The following is a 2827-nucleotide window of genomic DNA, read 5'->3' on the forward strand; positions in this document are numbered from 1 at the left end:
TGCCGGTACGAGGTTCCAGGCAGGTATAGACACCATTGTCGTTAATGATGTGCAGGTAATTTCCGACCAGGATGGGTGATGGGACATACGGCATGGATTTTTCGTTTCGCCAGGCGAGTCCGGATTGCAGGATATCACCCCGTCCTCCCAGTCGTAAGGCCATCGCGTGCTTATCGGGTGAACCACCAAAACTGAAGACCATCCCATGGCCGACGGCAGGTGTGCAGACAAATTTCTGACTTGGTCCATCCGCGTGCCAGACCGTTTCACCAGTGTTCGGGTTCAGACCAAGGGTTTTGGCTGAACCGGTCAGGATGAGTTGGTCCTCTCCTTCCACGGTGGTTAACAGTGGGGTGGAAAAGGAACGGAGATTCGTCGTCGGGATGTGACGCCAGAGTTCGTGACCATCCGTTCGGCGAAGCATACAGACAAACGCTTCGCCGTCCTGCTGTCCGTTGATGATGACTCCCTCACCGTAAATGACAGGGCACGCAGCGAATCCGTGATTCGAGTAAAACGTCCCTGGGTTCTTAGCCCAGACAATCGTCCCATCAAAGTCCAGGGCGACGACGTACAGTCCGCGGTCATCAACAAATGTCGCAAACACGAGTTTACCGTCGCTGACCGGGGTACTCGACGCCGTTGAGTTGAATCGGTGCATGGTGCCACCGGGGCCTTGGTGAACCGAGACGTTCCAGAGGATTTCACCCGTTGCTGTATCAAGGCAGATTACCCGGCGTGTTTCATCGCTCGAGTTACCTGCGGTCACGAATACGCGGCTTCCCAACACGATCGGAGAAGAGAGTCCATTTCCCGGTAATCGAGTGCGCCAGCCAATATTTTCAGTTGCAGACCATGACAGCGGTGCGGATGTTTCCAGACTGATGCCGTCACCACGGGGGCCACGCCATCCCGGCCAGTCTTCACCGTTTGTCGAATCGACGCATGTGGCAATCAAGGTCAGTAGCAGCAGTATTAATCGCAGTTTCACATCAAATCCTTCGTAGTAGACACTTCAATCGTCGCGTGACGCTGACCTATTTTGCTTTTGCTGCATCCTTCGGCTTCTCAGCTTGAGTGGATTGGGCTTCGATCAACTGTCGCAGCGCCGCTGCAGAAGTCTTGAGTTTTGCCAGAGACTCTTCCGTGGCCTGAATCGCGGCCTCCGTACCGTGAAGCGCCTCGAGTGTTTTCTGTAATCTCGCTTCATCGGTTGTGACTTCAGACGAGGCACCCGGCGATGGGGAACTCATCGAGGCATGATCAGTAGAGGATGCATTGACGGGTTTTGAACGTGGCTTGCGCTGCGGTATTGAGAGAGCAACTGACGCGGCCGCGTTGTCTGTACGTTCGCCCGATGAATGTTCTGCGACGGGAATCGAGTAGTCCCCAGCCAACTCTCCATTCGCGATGAACCGGGCTGCCAGATGTCCTGATGCGTCTCCGGCAATGACCTGAGTTCCATCTGAGTTGACTGCCAGTTCGACAACTTCATCGGACATGGTCCAGTCCCGCAGTCGCTGTCCCTGTGGGTCGAAAACAGCGAATTGTTTCTGCCGTCCACCTGCGACAATCTCACCGGATGTCGTCCATTCTGCACAGACGATTCCTCCCAGCTCGCCATTCCACGTCCTGATAGGTGAGCCCCGATGCATGTCCCACAATCGCAGGAATCCATCTTGACCAGTGGATAGCAGGTTGTCAGAAGTTTTTCCCCAAGCAACTGCAGTCACTGAACCGGTGTGTCCGCGCAACGAGTAGAAGGGCTTTCCTGTTGCAGCTTCCCAGATTTGCAGACCACCAAATCGATCACCACTGGCCAGGAGCAAGCCGTCCGGACTGAACGCAATCGACAAGATCCAGTCCGTATGTTTTTGTAATGTATGAACGAGTTGTTGATCAGATGTGCGAAAGAGTTTCACGTTTCTGCCGGGACCACCGAGTGCGATCAATCGACGGTCGGGTGAGACATCAAAAGCCAGCACAACATCGGCTTCGTTGCCGACATCGAACAGTCTCTGCCCGGTTGCGGCATTAAAAGCGACGACTTTGCCCGATTCGGCACCGATTCCTCCGCCGGCAATCAGCCATTCACCGTCGCGCGAGTATCGCAGCGCATGGAGATCGCCTTCCGGAAAAGGAACGACCTTGGGAGGTGTCGCCCCTCCTTGAGGAAACACCAGGATCTCTTTCAAGCCCGATACGGCAACGGATCCATCTTTGAGACTGATCGCCAGTGCCGTCACGGCAGTCAGGCGGGGCAGTGATCGAGTGATCGAATTCGGAACAGGCTCTTTAGTCGCTGCCGTGGTTGAAGGGGCTTTACTCTTCACCGAAGTCGCGGCAATGGACTTTCCGGGTTTTTCTCGCAGTCCCCCTTCGATCCAGCTTCGGATCAGGTCAAGTTCCCGTTGCGGAATCTTCGCTTTCCCTGGCGGCATCCGGGGCGATTCAAGATGTGCAGTCACGGCGTAAAGCAGACTTTCTTCAGGCTTGCCGGAAATCACGACGGGTCCCGATGAAGAGCCCGACTTGATTCCCTCTGTCGACGAAAGGTCCAGATCGCCCCGTTCACGTTCGATGCCGTGACAACTGACGCAATGCTTCTTGAATACAGGTTGCACCTGATCGTAGGTAACAATGGCGGTGCTCGAAGAGTTCGTTTGCCCGAGGAGGGTTGAGGCATAAAGGGCGATCATCAGTGATGAGAACGTGGTGATCGCAGAGGAAAATGACTTCACTTGACGACTCGCTTTTATCAGTGTGTTGAAAAGTGGGGACTGGTTCCGCTGCCGTCCCGAAATCAACGAGAAATTGTCTTATCCGA

General features: G+C 54.8%; 2 protein-coding genes. Both read right to left on the reverse strand.

Annotation, left to right across the window (positions count from 1 at the left end):
• Window positions 1-991, reverse strand: a 991-nt coding sequence (locus tag VGE80_RS14445; RefSeq protein WP_440593154.1) for an outer membrane protein assembly factor BamB family protein, incomplete at its 3' end; no start/stop codon positions are given.
• 46 nt (window positions 992-1037) lie between these two features.
• The gene (locus tag VGE80_RS14450; RefSeq protein WP_440593155.1) at window positions 1038-2741 is read right to left on the reverse strand and encodes a c-type cytochrome domain-containing protein; all 1704 of its coding nucleotides are present in this window, start codon (window positions 2739-2741) and stop codon (window positions 1038-1040) included.
• Window positions 2742-2827: the final 86 nt, after the last annotated feature.

It is taken from the genome of Schlesneria sp., assembly GCF_036405755.1.
GTDB lineage: Bacteria > Planctomycetota > Planctomycetia > Planctomycetales > Planctomycetaceae > Schlesneria > Schlesneria sphaerica.